General features: G+C 74.0%; 24 protein-coding genes and 1 pseudogene. 7 read left to right on the forward strand and 18 right to left on the reverse strand.

The annotated features are described in order from the left end of the window. Positions 1–16 precede the first annotated feature (16 nt). The 3 genes from ACFQRF_RS06535 to ACFQRF_RS06545 form a co-directional block, all read right to left on the reverse strand. Complete coding sequence (locus ACFQRF_RS06535; protein ID WP_379869663.1) at positions 17–1180, reverse strand: bifunctional RNase H/acid phosphatase; 1164 nt, start codon at positions 1178–1180, stop codon at positions 17–19. Between the two features lie 61 nt (positions 1181–1241). Beyond that, positions 1242–1985, reverse strand: a complete 744-nt coding sequence (locus ACFQRF_RS06540; RefSeq protein WP_379869665.1) for a zinc ribbon domain-containing protein — start codon at positions 1983–1985, stop codon at positions 1242–1244. A gap of 54 nt (positions 1986–2039) precedes the next feature. Further along, complete coding sequence (locus ACFQRF_RS06545; protein ID WP_379869667.1) at positions 2040–2903, reverse strand: Nif3-like dinuclear metal center hexameric protein; 864 nt, start codon at positions 2901–2903, stop codon at positions 2040–2042. A 222-nt stretch (positions 2904–3125) separates the two neighbouring features. Between ACFQRF_RS06545 and ACFQRF_RS06550 the strand changes: the two are divergent. Together ACFQRF_RS06550 and ACFQRF_RS06555 are read left to right on the forward strand one after the other, a co-directional pair. Continuing rightward, positions 3126–4127: pseudogene (locus ACFQRF_RS06550) on the forward strand (2-dehydropantoate 2-reductase); the annotation flags it as partial. Between the two features lie 115 nt (positions 4128–4242). Further along, positions 4243–4758 carry an LURP-one-related/scramblase family protein gene (locus ACFQRF_RS06555; RefSeq protein WP_379869668.1) on the forward strand — a complete coding sequence of 172 codons (516 nt, stop codon included), beginning with the start codon at positions 4243–4245 and terminating at the stop codon, positions 4756–4758. Positions 4759–4981: 223 nt separating this feature from the next. Here the strand turns inward: ACFQRF_RS06555 and ACFQRF_RS06560 are convergent, their stop codons facing one another. Further along, the gene (locus ACFQRF_RS06560; RefSeq protein ID WP_379869669.1) at positions 4982–5365 is read right to left on the reverse strand and encodes a VOC family protein; all 384 of its coding nucleotides are present in this window, start codon (positions 5363–5365) and stop codon (positions 4982–4984) included. A 123-nt stretch (positions 5366–5488) separates the two neighbouring features. After that, entirely contained in the window at positions 5489–5914 is a 426-nt protein-coding gene (locus ACFQRF_RS06565; RefSeq protein ID WP_379869671.1) for a hypothetical protein, read from the reverse strand. 203 nt (positions 5915–6117) lie between these two features. On the opposite strand from ACFQRF_RS06565, the gene ACFQRF_RS06570 reads away from it, so the two are divergent. The 3 genes from ACFQRF_RS06570 to ACFQRF_RS06580 all read left to right on the forward strand — a co-directional run bounded on the left by ACFQRF_RS06570 (position 6118) and on the right by ACFQRF_RS06580 (position 8111). After that, complete coding sequence (locus ACFQRF_RS06570; protein WP_379869673.1) at positions 6118–7020, forward strand: deoxyribonuclease IV; 903 nt, start codon at positions 6118–6120, stop codon at positions 7018–7020. Positions 7021–7050: 30 nt separating this feature from the next. Next, positions 7051–7380, forward strand: a complete 330-nt coding sequence (locus tag ACFQRF_RS06575; protein WP_379869674.1) for a hypothetical protein — start codon at positions 7051–7053, stop codon at positions 7378–7380. 143 nt (positions 7381–7523) lie between these two features. Next, positions 7524–8111 (forward strand): P-loop nucleotide/nucleoside kinase family protein, encoded by a 588-nt coding sequence (locus tag ACFQRF_RS06580; RefSeq protein WP_379869675.1) that lies wholly within the window; start codon positions 7524–7526, stop codon positions 8109–8111. Between the two features lie 52 nt (positions 8112–8163). On the opposite strand, the gene ACFQRF_RS06585 is transcribed toward ACFQRF_RS06580, so the two are convergent. The 9 genes from ACFQRF_RS06585 to paaA all read right to left on the reverse strand — a co-directional run bounded on the left by ACFQRF_RS06585 (position 8164) and on the right by paaA (position 17165). Then, positions 8164–9495 (reverse strand): MFS transporter, encoded by a 1332-nt coding sequence (locus ACFQRF_RS06585; RefSeq protein ID WP_379869677.1) that lies wholly within the window; start codon positions 9493–9495, stop codon positions 8164–8166. Positions 9496–9595: 100 nt separating this feature from the next. Further along, entirely contained in the window at positions 9596–10351 is a 756-nt protein-coding gene (locus tag ACFQRF_RS06590; RefSeq protein WP_379869678.1) for a FadR/GntR family transcriptional regulator, read from the reverse strand. Positions 10352–10461: 110 nt separating this feature from the next. Next, positions 10462–11808, reverse strand: coding sequence for an NAD(P)H-dependent oxidoreductase (locus ACFQRF_RS06595; protein ID WP_379869680.1), 1347 nt, complete (start codon positions 11806–11808; stop codon positions 10462–10464). A 295-nt stretch (positions 11809–12103) separates the two neighbouring features. Next, on the reverse strand, positions 12104–13039 hold the full coding sequence (locus ACFQRF_RS06600; protein WP_379869681.1) for a peptidoglycan recognition protein family protein: 936 nt from the start codon (positions 13037–13039) through the stop codon (positions 12104–12106). A gap of 211 nt (positions 13040–13250) precedes the next feature. After that, complete coding sequence (gene paaE / locus ACFQRF_RS06605; protein ID WP_379869682.1) at positions 13251–14357, reverse strand: 1,2-phenylacetyl-CoA epoxidase subunit PaaE; 1107 nt, start codon at positions 14355–14357, stop codon at positions 13251–13253. A 2-nt stretch (positions 14358–14359) separates the two neighbouring features. Further along, the gene (paaD, locus tag ACFQRF_RS06610; protein ID WP_379869684.1) at positions 14360–14887 is read right to left on the reverse strand and encodes a 1,2-phenylacetyl-CoA epoxidase subunit PaaD; all 528 of its coding nucleotides are present in this window, start codon (positions 14885–14887) and stop codon (positions 14360–14362) included. After that, on the reverse strand, positions 14881–15804 hold the full coding sequence (paaC, locus tag ACFQRF_RS06615) for a 1,2-phenylacetyl-CoA epoxidase subunit PaaC (protein WP_379869686.1): 924 nt from the start codon (positions 15802–15804) through the stop codon (positions 14881–14883). The genes paaD and paaC overlap by 7 nt, the downstream gene beginning before the upstream one ends. A gap of 84 nt (positions 15805–15888) precedes the next feature. Next, the gene (paaB, locus tag ACFQRF_RS06620; RefSeq protein ID WP_379869688.1) at positions 15889–16188 is read right to left on the reverse strand and encodes a 1,2-phenylacetyl-CoA epoxidase subunit PaaB; all 300 of its coding nucleotides are present in this window, start codon (positions 16186–16188) and stop codon (positions 15889–15891) included. Continuing rightward, positions 16185–17165 carry a 1,2-phenylacetyl-CoA epoxidase subunit PaaA gene (gene paaA / locus ACFQRF_RS06625; protein ID WP_379869690.1) on the reverse strand — a complete coding sequence of 327 codons (981 nt, stop codon included), beginning with the start codon at positions 17163–17165 and terminating at the stop codon, positions 16185–16187. The genes paaB and paaA overlap by 4 nt, the downstream gene beginning before the upstream one ends. Before the next feature lie 258 nt (positions 17166–17423). On the opposite strand from paaA, the gene ACFQRF_RS06630 reads away from it, so the two are divergent. Continuing rightward, on the forward strand, positions 17424–17723 hold the full coding sequence (locus tag ACFQRF_RS06630; protein ID WP_379869784.1) for a DUF4333 domain-containing protein: 300 nt from the start codon (positions 17424–17426) through the stop codon (positions 17721–17723). Positions 17724–17768: 45 nt separating this feature from the next. Here the strand turns inward: ACFQRF_RS06630 and ACFQRF_RS06635 are convergent, their stop codons facing one another. Beyond that, positions 17769–18872: a LacI family DNA-binding transcriptional regulator gene (locus ACFQRF_RS06635; protein ID WP_379869692.1), complete on the reverse strand. Its 1104-nt coding sequence runs from the start codon at positions 18870–18872 to the stop codon at positions 17769–17771. A gap of 355 nt (positions 18873–19227) precedes the next feature. Here ACFQRF_RS06635 and ACFQRF_RS06640 point away from each other — a divergent pair, with 355 nt between their 5' ends. Beyond that, positions 19228–19920, forward strand: a complete 693-nt coding sequence (locus ACFQRF_RS06640; protein ID WP_379869694.1) for an aspartate/glutamate racemase family protein — start codon at positions 19228–19230, stop codon at positions 19918–19920. Between the two features lie 43 nt (positions 19921–19963). Here ACFQRF_RS06640 and ACFQRF_RS06645 read toward each other — a convergent pair whose 3' ends face one another. The 3 genes from ACFQRF_RS06645 to ACFQRF_RS06655 form a co-directional block, all read right to left on the reverse strand. Then, positions 19964–20425, reverse strand: coding sequence for a PPOX class F420-dependent oxidoreductase (locus tag ACFQRF_RS06645; RefSeq protein ID WP_379869695.1), 462 nt, complete (start codon positions 20423–20425; stop codon positions 19964–19966). Positions 20426–20531: 106 nt separating this feature from the next. After that, positions 20532–21527 (reverse strand): TIGR03571 family LLM class oxidoreductase, encoded by a 996-nt coding sequence (locus ACFQRF_RS06650; protein ID WP_379869697.1) that lies wholly within the window; start codon positions 21525–21527, stop codon positions 20532–20534. Between the two features lie 48 nt (positions 21528–21575). Next, a complete protein-coding gene (locus ACFQRF_RS06655) occupies positions 21576–22568 on the reverse strand; it encodes an LLM class flavin-dependent oxidoreductase (RefSeq protein WP_379869699.1) in 993 nt (330 codons plus the stop codon). Positions 22569–22597: the final 29 nt, after the last annotated feature.

Below are 22597 nucleotides of genomic sequence, written 5' to 3' on the forward strand. Positions count from 1 at the left end.
TCCGCGCCGATCCAGTCTACCGGCCGGGCAGATGCGCCGTGTCGTTCAGCGACCGCACCACCATGGGACCGTCCGCGTAGCAGTCGATCGTGGTCAGCGAGGCGACGTCGAGGTGCATCCGGTACAGCGCCTGCGGCGGCGCCAGCATCGCCTGCTGGACGAGCACCTTGATCGGGGTCACGTGCGTGACGACCAGGACGGTGCGGCCCGGGTGGCGGGCGAGCAGGGCGTCGCGGGCGGCGGCGACCCGGCGGCCCACCGCCGCGAAGCTCTCGCCGCCGGGCGGTGCCGCCGCGGGGTCGGCCAGCCACCGGTTCAGCTCCCGGGGCCAGCGCTCGCGCGCCTCGGCGAAGGTGCGCCCCTCCCACTCGCCGAAATCGGTCTCGCGCAGGGCGTCGGCCTCTCCCACCGGCAGGCCGAGCTCCTTCGCCACGCGGGCGGCCGTGTCGGCGGCGCGGCGCAGCGGAGAGGAGACGATCACGTCGACGGCGGCCGTGTGCCCGGCCAGCCGGCGCGCCACCGCCTCCGCCTGCTCGTGGCCGGTGTCGGTGAGCGCGACGTCGCCGACTCCGGCGAACCGCCGCTCGGCGGACAGCGCGGTCTCGCCGTGCCGGAGCAGCAGCAGCCGGGTGGCGGCCGTCTCCGGGGCGCCCCATCCGAGGTCGGTCGTGTCCGCCCGGCCTTCGGTCGCCGCCGGCCGGGCGGCGGGTTCGGGCCGGGCCGGTGGTTCGGGCCGCGCGGTCCGGGTGATCGTTCCGGACCGGCCCCGCGCGGCGGCGTCCATCGCCTCGTTGGCCAGCCGGTCGGCGTGCGCGTTGCGGGCGCGCGGTACCCAGGTGTAGCGGACGGCCGGGAAGCCGGTGGCGAGGTCGCGGGCCCGCCGGGCCAGCGGCTGCATGTCGGGGTGCTTGACGCGCCAGCGGCCGGACATCTGCTCCACCACGAGCTTGGAGTCCATCCGCGCCTCGACCTCGGCGCCGGGGTCGATCCCGGCGGCCGCCTCCAGGCCGGCGATCAGCCCCCGGTACTCCGCGACGTTGTTGGTGGCCCGGCCGATGGACTCGGCGACCTCGGCCAGCAGCTCGCCGCTGTCGGCGTCGCGCACCACCGCGCCGTACCCGGCCGGCCCGGGGTTGCCCCGGGAGCCGCCGTCGGCCTCGATGACGAACCGCCTGCTCATCGCCGTCCTCCCCGTCCGCGCCCGCACCGGGCCCGCGTGGCCGTCCGTCCGGTCCGCCGCACTACAGCCCCGACTCGGTGGTGCGGATGAGGATGCGGCGGCAGTTCTCGCAGCGCACCACCTCGTCGGAGAGCGCGGCGCGGATCTCGCCCAGCTCGGCGGTGCTCAGCGCGAGCTTGCACCCCTCGCACCGCCCGTACCGCAGCGGCGCCGCGGCGACACCGCCGTACTGGTCGCGCAGCTTGGTGTAGAGGGCGAGCAGGTCGTCCGGGATCTCCCCGGCGACCCGGGTGCGCCGGTCGCGGGCGGTGGCCGCGTCGGCCCTGATGGCGCTGATCTCGGTGGAGCGGCGCTCCTCGGTGACCGCGCGGTCCTGTTCGGCGGTCGCCAGATCCTTGGCCAGCTCGGCGCGGCGGGCTTCCGCGGTCTCGCGGCGTTCCATCACGTCCAGCACGATCTCCTCCAGCTCGCCCTGGCGGCGCTGCAGCGAGGCGATCTCGGACTGCAGCCCTTCCAGTTCCTTCGGCGAGCTCACCTGCCCGGCCTCCAGCCGTCGGCTGTCGCGCTCGGCGCGGGTGCGCACCTGGTCCACGTCCGCCTCGGCCTTGCGCTGCTCGCGGCCGAGGTCGCCCAGCTCGGTCTCGACCACGACGAGCGCGTTGCGGAGTTCGGCGATGCGGGCGTCCAGGCGCTCCAGTTCCGCGATCTCCGGCAGCGTGCGTGCGCGGTGGTTCATCTGCGCCAGCGTGGTGTCCAGCTCCTGCAGGTCCAGCAGGCGGCGCTGGTGGACGGCTTCAGCTTTCACTTGTCCTCAGTTCCTTACGTAGCGGGGCCGGCCGGGGCGGTCACGACTGGGCGGCTACGAGACCGGGTGATCGGGACGCCCGAACGCCTGGGTCCAGGCGTCCGTCACGATCGTTGATACGCGGATCTCCACGTTAGTGGCTGCGTCCCGCAGCGCGTGCGTCAGGCGGGCGGCGCCGTCGGCCAGCCAGGGCCACTCGCTCGCCCAGTGCGCGGTGTCGACCAGGGCGACGTCGCCGTGCTCGGCGAACTCCGAGGCCGGGTGGTGCCGCAGGTCGGAGGTGAGGAAGACGTCGACCCCCGCCGCGCGGGCCGCGCCCAGCAGCGAGTCGCCGGCCCCGCCGGAGACCGCGACCGTGCGGACCTCGCGGTCGGGGTCTCCGGAGACCCGCAGGCCGGCGGCGGTGCGCGGCAGTCCCGCGGCGGCGCGTTCGGCGAACGAGCGCAGTGTCACCGGCTCGGCGAGGGTGCCGATCCGGCCGATGCCGCGCCGCCCTTCGGGGTCGGCCGGGTCCGGGTCGAGCGGGCGCAGCGGCCCGGTGAGTCCCACGGCGGCGGCCAGCGCGTCCGACACGCCGGGGTGCGCGGTGTCGGCGTTGGTGTGCGCCGTGTACAGCGCGACACCGGAGGTGATCAGCCGGTGCACCAGCCGCCCCTTGGGCGTGGTGGCGGCGACGCTGGTCACGCCGCGTAGCAGCAGCGGGTGGTGGGTGATGACCAGATCCGCCCCCCAGGCGACCGCCTCCTCGACGACCTCGGCGACCGGGTCGACGGCGAACAGCACCCGCCGTACCGGCTGCGCCGGGTCGCCGCACACGAGGCCGACCGCGTCCCAGGAGGCGGCCCACGAGGGATCGTAGATCCGCTCGAAGGCCGAGGTCACGTCGTGCAGGGTCGGGGGTGCGGATTCGGTGCTCACGGACGGCAGGGTAACGGGTGCCGGGCGGTTCCGCCGACGTCTTCCGTCCCGGCCGCTCCCCCGGCCGGGACGGCCCGCCGTGCCGGGCCGCGGCGGGCGCCCACGGACACCTGGTCCGATCCGTCCGGATATCTGGTGAGTTCGCCAGTTAACGCCGCCGTCCACGTTCGGTGACGATCACGCAACACCCTCCCCGGAGCATCGAACCGGACCGGTGAGACCCACCGGGACCTTCTGATGGAGGGCGCGATGACGGAGTCGACGGTCGACGTGTTGACTGGCGCCGCGGGCCGGGAGCCGCTGGACAGACCCCAGCGGGTGGCCGTGGTCGGCGCCGGAGCCATCGGCGGCATCGTGGCGGAGGCCGCGCACGCCGCGGGCCACCAGGTGACCCTGTGCGTCCGCAGGCCGCTGGGCGCGCTGACGGTGGAGCGCGACGGCGCGCGCCGCACGGTGCGGCTGCCCTCGGCCACCCGGCCGGAGGCGCTCGGTGCGCGGATGGACTGGCTGCTGATCGCCACCAAGGCCCAGGACACCCACCAGACGCTGGGCTGGATCCGGCACCTCACCGGACCGGGCACCCGGGTGGTGGTGTTGCAGAACGGGGTCGACCACGAGGAACGCCTCGGCCCGCTGCTCGCCGCGGGCGAACTGGTGCCGGCGCTGGTCTACATCGCGGCCGAGCGCCTGTCCCGTGAGCACATCCAGCACCGCTGGGGGCGCCGCCTGGTCGTCCCGTCCGGCCCGGCCGGCGCCGATCTGGCCCGGCTGTTCCACGGCTCGGCCGTGGACGTGGTGTGCGAGGCCGACTTCACCACCGCCGCGTGGCGCAAGCTCATGACCAACCTCGCCGCCAACCCGCTGACGGCGCTCACTCTGCGCCGGATCGGGGTGCTGCAACAGCCGGACCTGCGCGAACTCGCGCGCGGCCTGCTCGGCGAGGCCGTCCTGGCCGGCCAGGCCGAAGGCGCCCGGCTGGCGATGTCCGACGTCGACCAGACGCTGGACCTGTACAGCGCGATGCACCCGCACAGCGGCACGTCGATGCTGTACGACCGGCTGGCGGGCCGGGCGGTGGAGCACGACCTCATCACCGGCGCCGTGGTGCGCGCGGCGGATCGGCACGACGTGCCGGTGCCGCTGAACCGCGCGATCCTGGCGCTGCTGCGCGCCCTCGGCGAGCAGGGCGCGGTCGGCGTCCAGTCGCTCGCCGGCGTCAACTGAGCGCGCGTCCGGCGGGCTCGGCGGCTCCCCGCCGGACGCGGCTCCGGCTTCCCACACGGCGCGCCGTCCAATACGGTCGTCCTCGACCACAGGCACGGCGACAACGGGGGACGGCATGAAGTTCCTGGTGCGCGAGCGCATCTTCGACATCGGCGACGACTTCTGGGTGGAGAACGAGGAGGGCGAGCGCGTCTTCCTGGTGGACGGCAAGGCGCTGCGGATCCGCAAGACCTTCGAGCTCAAGGACATGGACGGCAACGAGCTCCTCGTCATCCGCAAGAAGCTGATCAGCATGCGCGACACGATGACGGTCGAGCGCGAGGGCGAGCCGGTGGCCACCGTGCGCAAGCGGCTGTTCAACCCGATCAAGGACAAGCTGATCGTCGAACTGGCCGCCGGCGGCGAGTGGGAGATCACCGGGGACTTCTTCGACAAGGAGTACGAGATCACCGATGACGCCGGCCCGATCGCGATCATCTCCCGCAAGTGGTTCCGGCTGGTCGACACCTACGCGGTGGACGTCAACACCTTCCGCGAGGACGCCGGTGGCGACCCGGCGCTGGTGCTCGCGATCGCGGTCTGCGTGGACACGATGACCGGTGACGACGACGAGGACGAGGACGACGAGTAGCCGCCCCGGCGGCGCCCGGGCCGGCGCGCACCGCGCCGGCCGGACCGGCTACCACGGGCGCTCGCGGTCGACATCGGCGGCGACCGCCGCACGGGGCGCCGGGGCGGTGGCCGCCCGGCACGGCGAGTTCGCCGCCCGCCGCGAAACGGCCGGCATCGCCGCCGCCGTCGGCGAGCGGCCGTGACCGGCCCTCACACGCGACGGCCGGGACGGCGCGCGAGCGTCAGGAATGCACGGCGGCTCGGTCGGACTCGCTGCGCAGGACGCAGAATTCGTTGCCTTCGGGATCGGCGAGAACGACCCACCCGGATCCATCGGGATTCCGGTGATCGGCGACGAAGGTGGCACCGAGGCCCAGCAACCGGTCCACCTCCTGATCACGCGACGTCTCGGGGCGCAGGCACAGGTGGATCCGGTTCTTGACCGTCTTGGCCTCGGGCACCTGGTTGAAGTACAGCACCGGGCCCTCCGCCAGCGGCACCTGGGTCTCCCGGTCCCCCGGCCGGTCCTCCGGATGCAGCGGACGGCCCGTCACACGGCTCCAGAACCGAGCCAGCTCATAAGCATCCGCACAGTCGATCGCCACGTTCTGCACTACCGAGACCATGCACGCCAGCATCCATGATCTCCCCGCCGAACGCCACCGAACCGCGCTCGTTCGTTGCGCACCCGGCTCAGGCCCTTGACGGGGCTTCCGCCGCCCGCCCTCCTGTCCCCGCGCCGGTGCCGCTCATGAGCGGCGCCCGGCCCGGCCCGGCAGCAGTCCCGCGGCGAAGACCCCGGCCGCGCCGGCGATCGGGCCCAGGATCAGCCAGCCGAGGATCGCCCCCGGCAGCGCCGGGTCGCCCTGCAGCGACCAGCCCATCACGACGTAGGCCACGGCGCCGATCAGCGCCGCGGCACCCGGCCGCGGCACGTTCAGCAGGCGCAGCAGCCACCACCCGGCCAGCGGCGTGCCGACCAGCCGTGCCGCGAACGTGGCCAGTCCCAGGCCGATGTTCGCGCCGATCACCTGATCGGCGGTGAGGCCGTTGACCACCCAGCCGGCGCCGTCGACGATCAGCCCCACCACGACGGTGGTGCCCAGTCCGACGAGCGCCCCGAAGGCGACGTTCTGCCACGCGGGCCGCAGTGAGGTCGTTCTCGTGTGGTTCATACCGCCATCCTGGCCGCCGTCGGCCGGCCGCGCCTGAGCGCTCGTACTCAGAACCGGCCGGTCCCCGCCCCCGATCGGGTGGGTACATGTCAGGGGTGCCCACTGGCCGGGCCGTCACACCGATCCGGGCGCGCTTCGGGCCCCATCGCACGGTTCCGGCGGCGGATCCGGGCGCCGCGCAGCGACGTTAGGCTGGTCGCGTCATGCACGCACTGCCCCCTTCGCCCGTCGGGGCGCACGTCCCCGTGGCCGGCGGGCTGGCGACCCGCGGTCTCGCCTACGCCGACGAGGTCGGCGCGGAGACCGTGCAGGTGTTCGTCACCAACCCGCGCGGCTGGGCCGTCACGCCCGGGAATCCCGGCGAGGACGCGCGGCTGCGCGCCCGGACCGCCCTGCCCGTCTACATCCACGCGCCCTACCTGGTGAACCTGGGCTCCCCGGACGCCGAGGTGGCCGCGAAGTCGGTCGCGGCCGTCGAGCACGCGCTGCGGCGCGGAACCGAGATCGGCGCCCGCGGCGTCGTGGTGCACACCGGGTCCGCCGTGCGCGGCGAACGCGCCGCCGGGCTGGCGCGCATGCGGGAGCGGCTGCTGCCGGTCCTGGACGGTCTGGCCGACGACGCGCCACCCGTCCTGCTGGAGCCCATGGCCGGGCAGGGCCAGGTGCTGTGCGCGGCGGTCGGGCACCTGGGCCCCTACCTCGCGGCGCTCGACCACCACCCCAAGGCCGGAGTGTGCCTGGACACCGCGCACGCCTTCGGCGCCGGGCACGACATCGCCACCCCTGAGGGCATGCGCGCCATGCTGGACGAGTTCGCCGCGGTGGTGGGACCGGGACGCCTCGGGCTGGTGCACGCCAACGACTCCAAGGCGCCGTGTGGCAGCAACCGGGACCGGCACGAGAACATCGGGGCCGGCCATATCGGCGCGCGCCCGTTCGCGGAACTGTTCCGGCACCCGGTGAGCGCCGGTGTGCCCATCGTCGTGGAGACGCCCGGCCCCGCGGGGCCGCACGCGGCCGACATCGCCACGCTGAAGGCGCTGCGCGCCGACATGCTCACCGGCTCCGTTCCGCCCGCCCGGGCGGCGGACGGTGCGCCACAATAGGTGCCAGCGGCGGAGAGAGGGCGGTGGCACATGGACCCGCTGAGTCTGGTCATCGGCGCGGCGATCGCGCTGGGAGGGGTGCTGGTCGGCCGTGCGCTGCCGAACCGCCGCCCCGGCAGGCCGCAGCCCCGGCAGGCCGTCGCGGCCGCGCCCCGGTCACCGCAGCCGATCTGCGGCTGCGGGCACCATCTGGTCTTCCACGACGCCGAGAAGCGGCTCTGCCAGGCGCAGGTGGTGATCCCCGGCCGGTGGACCGGTGAGCAGTCCAGCAGCTACCGCAAGTGCATGTGCCAGGGCTATCGAGGGCCGCTGCCGGTGGACGAGTACTACGCGCCGGACCTGCTCGGCGACGAGTCCTGACGCCGCCCGGTGTACCGGGCGCCCGGGGCGGCCCCGCGCGGTGGTGTGCCGCCGCTCCCCCACGGCGGGCCATCGCCCGGGAACTCCGGTCCGGCACCGTCCGGCGATTGCCGCCGGTGCGGTGAGGCGGCAGGCTGGTCCCCATGCGGCCATCTTCCGAAGCCGCGGCGGTGTGGGTCGTCGCCGGGGCGCCCGGCGCGGGCAAGTCCACCGTCGCGGACCTGCTGCTGCGGACGCTGTACCCGGTTCCCGCGCTGCTCGACAAGGACGCCCTGTTCAGCGGCTTCGCCGCCGCCGTGCTCGATGCGCACGGCCGGCCACGGGGCGAGCGGGAGGGGCCGTGGTACGACGCGCACGTCAAGGTGCACGAGTACGGCGGGATGACGGCGGCGGCGCGCCAGATCCGGTCGGCCGGCGCGCCGGTGATGCTGGTGGCGCCCTTCACCGGGCAGATCCGCGACGCCCGCCGGTGGCGCTCCTGGACGGCCGAACTGGGCGGCGACCCGGTCCGCCTGGTGTGGGTGCGCTGTGACGTGCCGACGCTGCGGGCCCGGCTGCGCGAGCGCGGCCGTGAACGCGACGCGGGCAAGCTCGCCGCCTTCGACGCGTTCGTCGCGCGCACCCGCCCGGACGAGCCGCCGGCCGCGCCACACCTGGTGGTCGACAACCGCTCCGGGGCGCCACCGCTGGCCGGTCAGGTCGCCGCCCTGGCCGCGGCTCCGGGCCACTGAGGGGTACGCGTTCCCCGGGCCGGGACCGCCCGGCCCGGGGAACGCGGAGGTCTCACCCCGACCGGCCGCGGAGCGGCAGGGCGGCGGCGCGCCGCTCCGCCGGGCCCCACGTGTCGCGGGTCACCGCGACCCCGACCGCGCCGATGACGCCGACGGCGCTGAACAGCAGCGCGACGCCCACCCAGTCCAGCGCCGCGGCCAGCGCGGTGGCGATGAACGGGATGAAGCCGGACAGTGCCGCCGAGCCCTGGTAGCCGAGGGAGGCCCCGGAGGTGCGCGTGCGGGTGTCGAACAGCTCGGAGAACCAGGACGCCTGGACGCCGGCCAGCGAGTCGTGCGCCACCGCCAGGGCGATGACGAACCCGATCACGATGACGACCGCGTCGCCGGTGTTCATCATGAGGAACAGCGGAACGCCGTACAGGGTCGTCAGCACGCATCCGGCGAGGTACACGGGCCGGCGGCCGACCCGGTCCGACAGCGCGCCGAACAGGGGTGTGCCGAACACGCCGATCGCCGACGCCAGCACGATGCCGGTGAGGGCGACGCCGCGGGTGGCGAGCTCGTTCTCCTGGAGGTAGCTCAGCAGGTAGGTGACGGTGACGTAGAACCCTCCGGTCTCGGCGAGCCGCAGCGCGATGGCGCGCAGCACCGTCCGCCAGTCCCGGCGGAGCACCTCCAGCACCGGGCTGCGGACGAGTTCGTCCTGCTGCTGCGCCTCCTCGAACTCCGGCGACTCCGAGACCTTCATCCGGATGAGGATGCCGGCGACGATGAGCACCGCGCTGCACAGGAACGGCACCCGCCAGGCGAGGTGATCGTCCAGTCCGGCGCTGAGCAGGAACGCCACGTTGGCGAGCAGCAGGCCGAGCGGGACGCCCGATTGCGGGATGGCGGAGTAGAAGCCGCGCCGGCGGCGCGGGGCGTGCTCGAACGTCATGAGGATGGCGCCGCCCCACTCCGCGCCGAACCCGATGCCCTGCAGCAGCCGGAGCAGCACCAGCAGGATCGGCGCGAGGATGCCGACCTGCTCGTAGGTGGGCAGCAGGCCGATGCCGACCGTGGCGGCGCCCATGAGCAGCAGGGCGCCGACCAGGACCGGTTTCCGGCCGATCCGGTCGCCCACGTGGCCGCCGATGATCCCGCCGATGGGCCGCATCGCGAACCCGACACCGAGAGTGCCGAACGCGGCGAGCGTGCTGAAGAGGGCGTTGTCGCCGGGGAAGAAGGCGGGCCCGAAGTACAGCGCGGCGGCGGTGCCGTAGGCGAGGAAGTCGTAGTTCTCGATGGTGGTGCCCACGGTGCTGCCGAGGGCGACACGGAGTCGGTCCGGTGACCCCGCCTCGGGGTCGTGCGCCGCGGGGCGCGGAGAAGTGTCGCTCACGGGTGGCTCCCTTCGTCACGGGAGCGGAGACGGCCGCTCCGCTCCACGGTCCGGTCGCCGGGTGGCAGGTGACCGGGTCCGTGCGGCGGAGGGCCGTCGGCTACCGGGTACGGGGGATGACCTGTCCGGCGGTTGTGGTGGTGTCGTAGAAGCTGGTGATGTGGTGGCGGACGAGCCGCGCGGCGCGATCCGCGTCGCGTTTCTCGATGGCGTCGAGGATGTCGCGGTGTTCCCGGCGGACCGTGGTGGCGGTCGCCCGCCAGTCGGTCAGGCCCTCGTAGGCGGCGATCATGCGGCGGTGGATGGCGGTGCGCAGCGAACTCATGAGGTAGGCGCCGAGGGCGTTGCCGGTCGCCTGCGCCATGGCGACGTGGAACTCGGTGTCGAGCCGGTTGAAGTCCCGGGCGCTGAGTCCGGTGCCGTCCATCTGGTCGAGGATCGCGCGGAGCCGGTCGTGGTCCTCCGGCGTGGACCGCCGGGCGGCCTCGGCGACGACCCATTCCTCCAGGAACACCCGCGTACGCAGGACGTCCTCGTCGCTGAAGTGGCCGAGGGCGAGTTGCAGTTTGAGCAGGTTGGCGAAGCCCTCACCCGGGGTGCCGACGAAGACCGATCCGCCTTCGGGGCCGCCTCCGGACCGCACCTCCACGACGCCGAGCGCTTCGAGCACCCGGAGCGCCTCGCGCAGGGACGGCCGGCTGACGCCCAGTAGCTGGGAGAGGTCACGTTCGCTCGGCAGCCGGTCCCCGGGCCGCAGGAAGCCGTCCAGGATGCGCTGCTCGATCTGCGCCATGACCTGCTCGTACGTGCGGATCTTTCGGACGGGCTCCCAGGCGCCCGGGTTGTCGGGACTCACGCGACTCCTCTGGCGAGCGGGGGGTGGTGGTGCTCCTGCACTGCCCCACCCTACGGCGGCCCCGGCTCGGGGCCCTCCGGGCCGGCGGCGGGCGCCCCCGGCGCGGAGTACTACGCGGCGGCGCGGGCGGCGCTCTCCAGTTCGCGGCGGAGCCGCACGGCGAGCACCGACTCGTCCACCTCGACGTCGTCCCAGGTCAGGACGGTACCGGCCGGGACGTCGCGACGGATCCGTGCTCCGTGGGCCAGCCCGATCGGGAACGCCCGCTGGGCCAGGGACGCCTGCGCCGGGGCCAGGCGGCCGTAGACCATGAACCCGCCCTCCCCGTCGAGGACCTCGCCGGCCCGCAGCGCGCGCTTGGTGACCGACGTGACGTCGCCACGGAAGCCGGTCGGCGCGCCGGTGGGCTCGCCGCGCAGCGCCACCGAGGCGACGCTGACACCCAGCTCCAGGCCGATCATGTGGTAGGGCCGGTACAGCGCGCCGTAGCGGCCGGTGGGGTCGGTGTGCACCCCGTATTCGGCGAAGCACCGCGCCGCGTAGTCGGTGCGCGCCTCGAACGTCACGTAGACGCCCCACCGCAGGTCGCGCTCGACCTCCGTGCCGTCCCGGTTCAGGCTGGAGGCGATCTCGACGGTCCCCTTCCGGGTGAGCCGGCCGCCGACCTCGCGCGGGCGGTAGACCGTAGGCAGGTCGTCCACCCCGCAGGGCGGGAACAGCAGGCCCTCGTCCTGCGGCGCCAGGCCGGTGCCGTTGGCGACGGCGGCCATCTCGATGGCGGACTTGGTGCCGTCGAGGAAGGAGTTGAACATCTTGGGGTTGAAGTCGCCGGTGGCGAGCTGCTCCGCGGTGAAGCCGTAGTGGTCCCACACGGTGTCGGGGGTGCTGGCGTGGTACTCAGGGAGGTACTTGGTGCCCTTGCCGGCCGCGACGACGTCGAACCCCACGGTCCGGGCCCAGTCGACGAGTTCGCAGATCAGCGCCGGCTGGTCGCCGTAGGCCATCGAGTAGACGACTCCGGCGCGGCGGGCGCGCTCGGCGAGCAGCGGCCCCACCATGCAGTCGGCCTCGACGTTGACCATGATGACGTGCCGGCCGGCGTCGATGGAGCGCATCGCGTGGTGGGTGCCGGCGACCGGGTTGCCGGTGATCTCCAGGATCACCTCGATCCCGGGGGCGTCGATGAGCGCGTCGCCGCTGTCGGTGACGTGGGTGCCGCCGGTCCGCAGCGCCTCGTCGAATCCGGTGGCGGCGTAGCGCTCGGGGGGCCAGCCGGTGCGGGCGAGCGCGGCGCGGGCGCGGCCGGGGTCGAGGTCGGCGACTCCGACGACGTGCATCCCCGGGGAGGTGAGCGCCTGGGTGAGGAACATGGACGCGAACTTTCCGGCGCCGATGACGCCGACGCGTACCGGGCCCTCGTCGGCCGCACGCCGGGCGAGCAGTGAGTGGAGGTTCATGAGGCTCCCTGGGCATCGGTCTGCCAGATGGTCTGACCAATTAACCAACTGGCCACGTGACCGAAACTATGGCAGGTGGTCCGGATCACAGTCAAGGGCCGGACCCGGGACGCGCCGGACGAACGTCCGCCGCCGCGTCCGGCGGGTCCGGACGCGCGACGCCCCCGGGCCGGGTCCGGTCCGGGGGCGTCGTGGCACCCGCCTCAGGCGGCGGGGGAAGGCGGGCGCCGATGTGGCGGCGCCTCGTTCGGCAGCGAATCGCTGGGACGGTGGAAACCGATGGAAACCCGTGAATTCAGTAGGACCAGGTGTGCACGGAGGCGTCGGAGGACTCCAGCACGACCGGCTGGTCGCCGTTGCTGAAGTGCGTCACGTAGAAGCGGAGCCGGTTGCCGTCCACGCAGTTGCCGTTCCACGTGTGGGTGAAGTGCCCTCCGGCGTTGGTGTGCTGGGGAGAGTTGATCGCGTACGACTGCGCGATCTCCCAGTCGTCACCGGAGCCGGTGACCTCCACGGCGCGCAGCTGGACCTCCGCGCCGGGGGCGAGTCCGGTCAGCCGGATGCCGACCGAGGCCACGAACTGCACGGGGCCGAACGCCACCGAGTAGTCGAAGGTGTCGAGGCGGTCCGCTCCCCGCTGGTTGAACGGCACGTACCGCCATTCGCCCCGGGGGATCCGGACGCTGAGGTCCCGTCCCCGGTACCGTCTGTGCTCGGGCATGTCGTCGTCCTTCCTGTCGCCCTTCCGGCTGAACGTTCCGTCCTGCACCAGCCGGTAGAGGATGTCGCCGGGGCAGGTGGTGGAGGCGAAGTCGCGATGCCCCCGTAGTGTTCCGGCGACCCCGCGTTCCATGAGGTAGCCGCGCAGCTCACGGACGGCGTTGATCTGGGCGCCGGGCGGTTTCTCGCTGGGGCCGGACATCAGCGTGACGCTGTACCAGTCGCGGTTGCCGGCGGTGGTGCCCTGGGCGGCCTGGTACTTCTTCAGGCCGCGGCCCTCGAAGACGTAGCCGTGCGGGCAGGCTCCGTAGGAGTAGCCGATGTCCGCCCATCCGTTGGTGTTGACGTGGAAGTCGCGGGTTGACTTCCAGTAGGAGACGCAGGCCGAGTGCTTCTTGTCGGCCAGGCCCTGGTTGGAGCCGTCGTAGTGGATCACCAGGCCCCGCGTGGGGTTCGCGGCGTCGGCGCCGCTCGCCCCCCACCCGAGATCCGAACGGCTGACCAACTGCATTTCAGCCCTCCCTGCTCGGCGAGCACGATCCGCGATGCCGGCGACGCCATCATTCGTCGTCGCGCGTCATCGCTCGCCCGATCATCTCGCAGGCGGCGGGCTCTACGCTCACGCTTCGCCACATATCGTGACCAACGGGTGGCCGAAACCGCCCGTACAGCACACCAGCCCCGTCCGAAACCCCGGTCGCCCGGCGGCTCCGGCGGCCACGTCAGGCGTCGAAGTCCACCGTGACCTCGTCGGTGACGGGAAGCGACTGGCAGCACAGCACGAACCCGGCGGCCAGTTCGTCGTCCTGCAGCGCGTAGTTGCGCCGCATCTGGACGCGGCCGGCCGTGACCCGCGCCCGGCAGGTGCCGCACACCCCGCCCTTGCAGGCGAACGGCAGGTCCGCGCGGACCCGCTGCGCGGAGTCGAGCACCGGGACGTCGCGCGGCAGGGTCAGCGTGGTGCTGCGGCCGTCCAGCACCACGGTGACCTCGCTGGTGGGGCCCGCGGCCTCGGGATCGTCCTGCGGCGGACGCGCGGGCGGCGGTACGTCCTCGACGAAGAACAGTTCCTGGTGCACCCGGGCCGCGGGGACCCCACGGGCGGAGAGGACCCGGCGGGCGTCGCGCACCATGCCGTGCGGGCCGCACAGCCACCAGTGGTCCACGCCCTCGGCGGCGATCAGGGTGGACAGCAGCGCCTCGATCTTGGCGGCGTCCAGCCGTCCGGTCAGCAGGTCGGCCTCGCGCGGTTCCCGGGACAGCACGTGCAGCAGTTCCAGCCGGGAACCGTACCGGTCCTTCAGATCGGCCAGCTCGTCGGCGAACATGACCGTGTCGGTGCGCCGGTTGCCGTACACGAGGGTCACCGAGGAGCCGGTGCCGCGCAGCAGCGACGCGGCGATCGAGAGCAGCGGGGTGATGCCGGACCCGGCGCCGATCAGCACGTGCCGGGCGGCCGTCCGCAGGTCCGGCGTGAACCGGCCGCTCGGCGGCAGCACCTCGATCGCGTCGCCGGGGCGGACCCGATCCACCAGCCACGAGGAGAACAGGCCGTCGGCGACCCGGCGCACCCCGATGCGCAGCGGCGCCCCGGCCGGCGCGCAGACGGAGTAGCTGCGCCGCTCCTCGCGGCCGTCCACGAGGCGGCGCAGTGTCACGGACTGCCCGGGGGCGAACGCGTACGCCCCGGCGAGGTCGGTGGGGACGTCGAAGGTGACCGCCACGGCGTCCGCGCACAGCCGGTCGACGGCGGCGACCCGCAGCGGGTGGAACGTGCGGCGGGCCCGGACCGGGCGGGTCGCGGCGGGCGTGGACTCGGCCGATCGCACGGTCAGACCTCCTTGACGTGCTCGAACGGCTCCCGGCACGACCGGCAGCGCAGCAGGGCGCGGCACGGGGTGGCCCCGAAGCGGGATACCTCCTCGGTGTCGGCGGAGCCGCAGTGCGGGCAGCGCGCGGCCGTGCGGGTGGGCAGCAGGGTCAACGGCACCGGGCCCGCGGCGCGGCGCGGCGCCGGTCCCGGCGGGGAGATGCCGTGCTCGGCGAGCGCGCGCCGCCCGGCCGCGGTGATCCAGTCGCTGCTCCACGGCGGGGACAGCACGGTGCGCACCCGCACGCGCCGGAATCCCGCGGCGTGCAGGGCGGTGACCAGGTCGTCGCGCATCGCCTCCAGGGCCGGGCACCCGGAGTAGGTGGGGGTGATGGCGACGGCGACGGTGCCATCGGCGTCCGCCTCGACCCCGCGCAGGACGCCCAGGTCGGCGAGCGTGAGCATGGGCAGCTCCGGGTCGCGGACCGCGGCCGCCGCCTCCCGGGCGCGGGCGAGTCCGGCCGGGCCGGTGCGGGTGGTGCTCACCATGTCGCCTCCGGGTGCTCGCGGGCGACGCTCTGCATCTCGGCGAGCAGCGCGACGAGCTCGGCACCGTGCGCGCCGTCGCGGCCCGAGTCGGCCGCGGACGGCGGCGGAGGCGGAGGCGGAGCGGACGCCGAAGTACCGAGGATCGGCTGATCCAGCCCCGCCGCGGTGCGGACCTGTTCCAGGACGGCGGCCACCTCGCCGTACACCTCCTCGGGCCGCACGGCGGCCCCGTGCCCGGCGAGCCGGTCCTCGACCGGGTGGACGGCGAAGAGTTCACCGAGCAGCGGGCGTAGGGCCGCCAGTCCGGCGGTGAGGCGACGGTGCGACTCGTCGGTGCCGAGCCCGAGCCGCAGCGTCCACTGCGCCGCGTAGTCGCGATGGTAGGCGAGCTCGTTGACGCCCTTGGCCGCGATGGCGGCCAGTACGGGATCGGCGGAGCCGGCGAGCCGGGTGAACACCGCGAGCCGCCAGGTGGCGAAGACGAGCAGCCGGGCGATGGTCCGCCCGAAGTCGCCGTTGCCGGCCTCGGCCAGCCGGACGTTGCGGAACTCTCCAGGGTCGCGGAAGTAGGCGAGGGCGTCCTCGTCACGGCCGGTCCCGTCTGCCTGACCGGCGCGGGTGAGCAGCAGCCGCGCCTGGCCGAGGAGGTCCAGGGCGATGTTGGCGAGCGCGACCTCCTCCTCCAGCTCGGGGGCGTCGGTGCACCACTCGATGAGGCGCTGCGCGAGCACCAGGGCGTCGTCGCCCAGCATCAGGCAGTACACAGCGAGGTCGCCGGCGGGCACGTCCGGCGGGACCGCGGTGCCGGTGCCGGCCGGCAGCCCGGCGAGCGGGGCGGTGAACCCGGTGCCGAAGGCCCAGCGGGCGTCGCCGGTGTGCTCCTGCGCGATGGCGTCGTAGGCGCTGTCGCCGCTCATGGTGGCGTCTCCCCCGTCTCGTTCGTCTCCTCCGTGTCCGTCATCCGCGCGCTCCCTTCCCGCCTTCGTGCCGCCGCGCACCGGTCACATGTGCGGCACGTCGTCGGGGATCGGGTAGAAGGTCGGGTGCCGGTAGATCTTGTCGCCGCTCGGGGCGAAGAACGGGTCCTTCTCGTCCGGGCTGGACGCCGTGATGTCCGCCGAGCGGACCACCCAGATGCTGACCCCCTCGTTGCGGCGGGTGTACAGGTCGCGCGCGCTGTGCAGCGCCATGGCGGGGTCGGCCGCGTGCAGCGAGCCGACGTGCACGTGGTTGAGGCCGCGCTTGCCGCGCACGAACACTTCGAACAGCGGCCACTCCGGCCGCGCCGGCCGCTCGCTCATGCCGGTGCCTCCGTCCGTTCCCGCTCCGCCTGCCGGCGGGCGGCGTAGGCGGCGGCCGCCTCGCGCACCCAGGCGCCCTTCTCGTGGGCCGCGCGCCGGCGGCGCAGCCGCTCGGCGTTGCACGGGCCCTGCCCGGACACCACGCGCCGGAACTCCGCCCAGTCGGGCTCGCCGAAGTCGTGGTGGCCGCGTTCGGGGTTCCACCGCAGCTCCGGGTCGGGCAGCGTGACGCCGAGCTTCTCGGCCTGCGGGACGGTCATGTCGACGAAGCGCTGCCGCAGCTCGTCGTTGGTGTGCCGCTTGATGCGCCAGGCCATGGACCGTTGCGTGTTGGGCGACTCGGCGTCCGGCGGGCCGAACATCATCAGCGCGGGCCACCACCACCGGTCGGTGGCGTCCTGCACCATGGCGCGCTGCTCGGGGGTACCGGCCATCATGCGCAGCAGCAGTTCGTACCCCTGGCGCTGGTGGAAGGACTCCTCCTTGCAGATGCGCACCATGGCGCGCGCGTAGGGGCCATAGGAGCTGCGGCAGAGTGGCACCTGGTTGCAGATGGCGGCGCCGTCGACCAGCCACCCGATGACGCCGACGTCGGCGAAGGTGCGGCTGGGGTAGTTGAAGATCGACGAGTACTTCTGCCGCCCGGAGATGAGCCGGCCGGTGAGGTCGGCCCGGTCCACGCCGAGCGTCTCGGTGGCGGCGTACAGGTACAGGCCGTGCCCGGCCTCGTCCTGCACCTTGGCGAGGAGGATCGCCTTGCGCCGCAGGCTGGGCGCCCGGGTCAGCCAGTCGCCCTCGGGTTGCATCCCGATGATCTCGGAGTGCGCGTGCTGGGCGATCTGCCGGACCAGCGTCGCCCGGTAGCCGTCGGGCATCCAGTCGCGGGGCTCGATGCGCTGCTCCGCGGAGATCCGCCGATCGAAGTGCCGCTGCAGGCCCGGGTCCGCGGCGGCGTTCCCGTCCGCTGTGGTGGTCATCCCGCCCCACCTTCCTTACCGAACATTCGGTCAGTAATTAGTGTGGCGCACATCCCCCGCCGGCACAAGCCGGGCGCCGGTAGACTCCCCCGACCACCCCGGCCGGACCCGCCTTCCGTGCGCCATTCCGCCGGGGTTTCCGGGAACCGGACGCGCGTCCGTGGGCTCTCAGTCTCCGGGCGATCGCTCCAGGCAAGCTTCAGGAACGGAGGACGTCAGGTGCGGGCACGACGACTCACAGGGGCGGTGCCCCGGGCGGTGGCGGCCGGGCTGGGAGCGGCGGCTCTGCTCTCCGCGGCGGGGTGCTCCTTCAGCATCGGTGGATCCAGCGTGGGATCGGACGACGTGGCCAACGAGGTCGCCCGGCAACTGGAGACGGAGGTCGGCCGGATGCCGGACGACGTCACCTGCCCGGAGAACCTGCCGGCCGAGGTGGGCGCCTCGGTCCGCTGTGAACTCACCGCCGACGGCCAGACCTACGGCGTCACGGTGACCGCGACCGAGGTCGAGGGCACGAACGTGCGGTTCGACGTCGAGGTGGACGACGAGCCCGGCTAGCGGCGGGCCGGGCGCCGGTCCACCGCCGGCCGGCGCCCCGCGTCCTCAGCGCCGGGTGCCCAGGGTGGAGGCGCGCACCCGCAGTTCCGGGCGCAGCCGCACCGGCTGGACCCGCTCGCCATCGACCAAGGCGGCCAGTGCGGCGGCCGCGCGGCGCCCCATCTCCCGCATCGGGGACCGGACCGTGGTCAGCGGCACCGGGAGCTCCGCGGCGAACGGGACGTCGTCGAAGCCGATCACCGCGACGTCGTCGCCGACCCGCAGCCCGGCGTCATGGACGGCGCCCATGGCGCCGACGGCCGCGGTGTCACTCACGGCGAACAGCGCGGTGGGACGAGGGTCGCGCGCCAGCAGCGCCTCGGCCGCCTGCCGGCCGCCGCGCGCGTCGAACCCGGACCGCAGCACGTTGCCGTCCGGAACCGGCAGTCCGGAGTCGGCGAAGGCCGCGACGAAGCCGCGGGTGCGCTCGATCCCGGTCGAGGCGTACGGTTCCCCGGCGATCACCCCGACGTCGCGGTGCCCGAGCTCGACCAAGTGCTCGGCGGCCAGGCGCCCGCCCAGCAGGTCGTCGCAGGTCACCGAGACCGCTCCGGGCAGGCGGCGGGACACCAGCACGACCCGCGCGCCGCGCCGCCGGAGTTCGGGCACCAGGAACGAGTCCGTGCGGGCGTCGCCCAGGATCAGGCCGTCCACCCGGTTGGCGAGCAGCGCCTCCGCGCGCAGCCGCTGCGCGTAGTGGTCGTCCCCACTGGTGGCGACGACGGTCTGGTAGCCCGCCGCGGCGGCGCCCTGCTCGATGCCCTCGCAGACGGCGGCCGCCACGGGATCGGTCAGCCGGGGCACCAGCACGCCGAACAGTGTCGAACGCCCGGTGCGCAGGCTCGCGGCGGCCGGGTGCGGCAGGTATCCGAGCCGCCGTGCGGCCTCGCGGACCCGCGCGGCCGTCTCCGCGCCCACGCCGTCGCTGCCGCGCAGCGCGCGGGACGCCGTGGTGATGTGCACCCCCGCCGCCCGGGCGATGTCGGCCAGTCGGGCCGCACGGAGCGGTCGCGGCGGGTCCGGCTCCGTCGACGCGGCACCGTCGGCCTCCGGGTGCGGGCGTCCCGTCGCGGAGCCGTGGCCGAGACCGTCCGGAGCTTCGTCGCGCACCGCCGCCCCCTTCTCCGTCCCACCGCGTTCCCGTCGCCGGGGCCATGGCCACCATTCTGTCCCACCGGCACCGGGGTCCGACTTTTCGGATCGGCGGCATCTCTGGTGAAGTCCGGGGTTCCGGACGCGACCCGCGCCCCCGCGCCCCGCCCGCTGCGCGCCATCGTGCGCGCAAACGTTGGCGAAGGCCGCGTGCGTCGACCGTTTCCCTTGGGAACGGCCGGCACCATCGCCACCCGGTCCGCCCCGGGCCGGGACCGCCGCGCACGCGGCCCCGTGCGGCCGTTGCCGCGGCGGCGCCTCTCAGCGCGGTGGCCGCTGCCTCCGGCGAGCGGACGTGTGCGAGGGTGGGCGGATGAGAACCATCGGGCTGATCGGCGGCATGAGTTGGGAGTCGACGGCCGAGTACTACCGGCTGCTGAACGAACTGACGCGAGAGCGGCTGGGCGGGCTGCACTCCGCGAAATGTGTTCTGTACTCGGTCGACTTCGCCGAGATCGAGCGACTGCAGGTCGAGGGGCGCTGGGCGGAGGCCGGCGAGGTACTGGCCGCCGCGGCGCGGGCGGTGGAGGCGGCGGGCGCGGATCTGGTGCTGATCTGCACCAACACCATGCACAAGGTCGCCGACGAGGTGGCGTCGGCGGTCTCCGTGCCGTTGCTGCATCTGGCCGACGCCACCGCCCAGGCCGTCACGGCGGCGGGGCTGCGAAGGATCGGCCTGCTGGGAACCGCGTTCACCATGGAACAGGACTTTTACCGCGGGCGGCTGGCCCGGCAGGGTCTGGAGGTGCTGGTTCCCGGCGCCGGCCAGCGGGCGCTGGTGCACCGGGTGATCTACGAGGAGCTGTGCCTGGGTATCGTTCGCGAGGAGTCGCGTGTGGCATATCAGAAGGTGATCGGCGATCTGATGGCTCGCGGCGCACAAGGGGTGATCCTCGGTTGCACCGAGATCGAGCTGCTCATCCGCCCACAGGACAGCGCGGTCCCGGTGTTCCCCACGACCCGGCTGCACGCCGAGGCGGCGATCGCGGCGGCGCTCGACGGCTGAGCCGGTATAGCGGAGCGCCACCGGCCGGCCATGCCGCGCCGGGTCAGCCCAGCCGGGCCGGGAACCCTCCCGTGGCCACCGGTCCCCACCGCTCCGGGGTGACCCGCAGCAGCGCCTTGCCCTGGCGGCGCATCGCGTCGCGGTACTCGTCCCAGTCGGGGTGCTCGCCGGAGATGACGCGGAAGTACTCGACCAGCGGCTCCACGGCCTCCTCGCCCTCGATGACCTCGGCGGTGCCGTCCACCTGCACCCAGGGACCGTCGAAGTCGTCCGACAGCACGACCACGCTGACGCGAGTGTCCCGGCGGGCGTTGCGGGCCTTGGCGCGCTCGGGGTAGGTCGAGACGACGATCCGTCCGGCGGTGTCCACCCCGCAGGTCACCGGCGACGCCTGTGGGGCGCCGTCAGCACGGCGGGTCAGGACGATCGCGCGGTGCCGGGGACGCACGAAGTCCAGCAGTTCGTCGCGGCTGACCCTGGTGTTGGTGGCGATCCTCGGGCTCACGTGGCGCTCCAGACGTGTCGTACGGCGTGACGGTCGGCGGCGGATGCCGCACCGAGGTGATCGTAGGGGAACCGGCCGGTGCGCGCCCGGTGCCGGGCGCGGCGGGTCAGCCCGGCTCACCGGGCGGAAAGGCGGGGAGCACGTACCGGGCCAGCTCGTCGAGCATGTCCGCCATCGGCCGATGGCTGAGCCGCAGATTGAGCATGAGCTGGTTCACCCCGATCTCTTCTAGTTCCTCCAGCAGGTCGAGCAGCGGCTCCCGGCCCATGGAGTGGCCGCCGTGCGGCAGCCGGCGCGGTGGTGCGACCGGGTCCTCGCTGAGGTCGAGCGCCATGCCCTGGGCGAACGGCTTGAACCCGTCCGCCCCCGGCCCCTCGGTCAGCCGCCGCCAGCGTTTGACGTTGAGCGCCTGCTGTTCGACCGGGACGGTGAAGAACAGCCAGCCGTCGGCGTGCTCGGCGATCCACTCCACCGACTGCCCGCCCCGGCCGGTCATCAGCATGGGCAGCCGGTCGTGGACGGGTTTGGGCAGCAGGTCCATCCGGCCGGCCACGGCGCCGAACGGCGAGTCGATCGGCGCGCTCGGGCTGCGGCCGGCCCGGCGGATGTACTCCCAGGACGCCCGGTTGCGCGCCCCGAGGTCCTCCCGGTCCCCGGCCGTGATGCCGAAGGCGCCGAGTTCGTCGGGGCGGTCGCCGCTGGCCAGCCCGAGCAGCATGCGCCCACCGGAGAGCCGGTCCACCGACGCGGCGGCCTTGGCGATGTGGGCGGGGTGCCGCACCGGCAGCACGATCGCGGCGGTGCCGAGGCTGACGCGGCTGGTCACCGTGCTGAGCGCGCCCAGGTACACCCACGGGTCGAGCACCTGGCCGGCGTCTCCCTGGTGCGGCACGAGGAACGGCACATCGCGCAGCCACAGCGAGGCGATCCCGGCACGCTCGGCGGCGCCGGCCAGCTCCAGGTGCCCTTCCAGGGTGGGCACCTTGCCACGGAACGACTCCAGCGGGGTGATCAGCCCGAGCGTCAGCCGTCCCCGTGGGAAGGCGCGCGCCATCCCGGGGTGCGCGGCGAAGGGCCGGCGGTCGCGGCCGTAGGCGTCCATGGCTTCACCTCCTCGGCGGGCGCTCGTCCGGGACGGGGCCTCGCTTCCTCAGCTCCAGAGGTCGGCGAGCAGCTCGTAGGAGCGCAGCCGCGCCTTGAAGTCGTAGGTCTCGGTGACCACCATCAGCTCCGAGACCCCGGTGCGCGCCACGAAGTCGGCGAGTCCCCGGCGCACCGTCTCCGGCGCGCCGACCACCGACGCGCTCAGCTTGGAGTCGGCGAGGCGCCGCTCGGCCTCGGGCATGTCGTCCCTCGGCGGCTGCAGCTGCTGCGGGCCGCCCGTGGCCAGGGCGAGGAAGCGCTGCTGGGTGGAGGTGAACAGCCGCCGGGCCTCGGCGTCGTCTTCGGCGATCAGGACGTTGACCCCGGCCATCGCGTACGGCCGCTCCAGCTCGGCCGATGGCTGGAAGTTCTCCCGGTAGTAGGTGAGCGCGTCGTGCAGCAGGTCGGGGGCGAAGTGGGAGGCGAACGCGTACGGCAGCCCGAGCTGGGCGGCCAGTGCCGCGCCGAACATGCTGGAGCCGAGGATCCACACCGGCACCTGGGTGCCCTGGCCGGGGACGGCCCGCACCCGCTGGGTGGGGGTCTCCGGTGCGAGGTAGCGGCGCAGCTCCTCGACCTGGGCGGGGAAGTCGTCGTGCTCGGTGCGCTTGCGCCGCAGCGCCTGGGTGGTCCACGGGTCGGTGCCGGGCGCGCGGCCGAGGCCGAGGTCGATCCGGCCGGGGTACAGGGTGGCGAGCGTGCCGAACTGCTCAGCGATGACGAGCGGCGCGTGGTTGGGCAGCATCACCCCGCCCGAGCCGACCCGGATGCGCCGCGTGGCGCCGGCGACGTGGCCGATGAGCACCGACGTCGCCGAGCTGGCCACCCCCGCCATGTTGTGGTGCTCGGCCAGCCAGAACCGGCGGTACCCCCACTCGTCGGCGTGCCGGGCCAGCTCGGTGGTGTTGCGCAGCGCGTCGGCCGCGGTCGCGCCACTGACGATGGTCGCCAGGTCGAGGATGGACAGGGGAACGTCAGCCGCTGCGGCCACGTCGGGCACCTCCGGTCTCGGGAGCCGGCCCGTCCCCG

The sequence above is a fragment of the Marinactinospora rubrisoli genome (assembly GCF_042664915.1).
In the GTDB taxonomy this organism is placed as follows: Bacteria; Actinomycetota; Actinomycetes; order Streptosporangiales; family Streptosporangiaceae; genus Marinitenerispora; species Marinitenerispora rubrisoli.